At 37.5% G+C, this 638-nt stretch carries 1 protein-coding gene; it reads right to left on the reverse strand.

Annotated features, from left to right (window positions below; genetic code table 11):
- Positions 1 to 638, reverse strand: a 638-nt coding sequence (locus tag AC1DWB_RS36880) for an MFS transporter (RefSeq protein ID WP_477545989.1), incomplete at both ends; no start/stop codon positions are given.

Raw genomic sequence — 638 nt, forward strand, 5'->3', positions numbered from 1 at the left:
CAAAAATGTCATTAATGTAAATAAGCCCATCCCAATCCCAATTTGCTTAATCGGTAAAATTTCCGATATATAATTGGAAAATGCGGTTTGATTCGCTGTAAAACCTAAAAAAATGAAAATGGACATCAGTGAAATCCAAATTGGAGAAAACCCAACAATTGTAGAAAGTCCGAAACAAGCGACAGCCATCAAAACAAAACCCCATTGATTGATGAATCGGCTACCCTTTAACTTAATTAAACGGCCAACTTGTGATCCCAATATTGCCGTGAGAAGAGCGCCTGGGAATAATACGAGCCCTATCCAATCGGATGATAAACCGTTTGCTTTTGAAAGCATCAGCGGTAGGATGAACAACGTTCCCATATATGTGATCGTATTTAAAAAACTCATCAGAAGAACCAAGCGGAATGAGCGGTTTTTTAAAATTTCAATATCGATAAATGGATCGGCTGTTCGCTTACTTTGCAAGTAAAAAAGAAACAACAGAACAGCTGCTGCAAGAAGTAGCCAACTAGAAACGTTAATTCCCATCAAAATTGCCGTAATCGCTAGCGTAAATAAAATAGCACCGACAATATCGAGATTTCCAGTTTTTGTTTCTTCTTTAGGCACATATTTAAGGAAAAATGGCAGTC

Source organism: Paenibacillus sp. P4_E11, assembly GCF_056401635.1.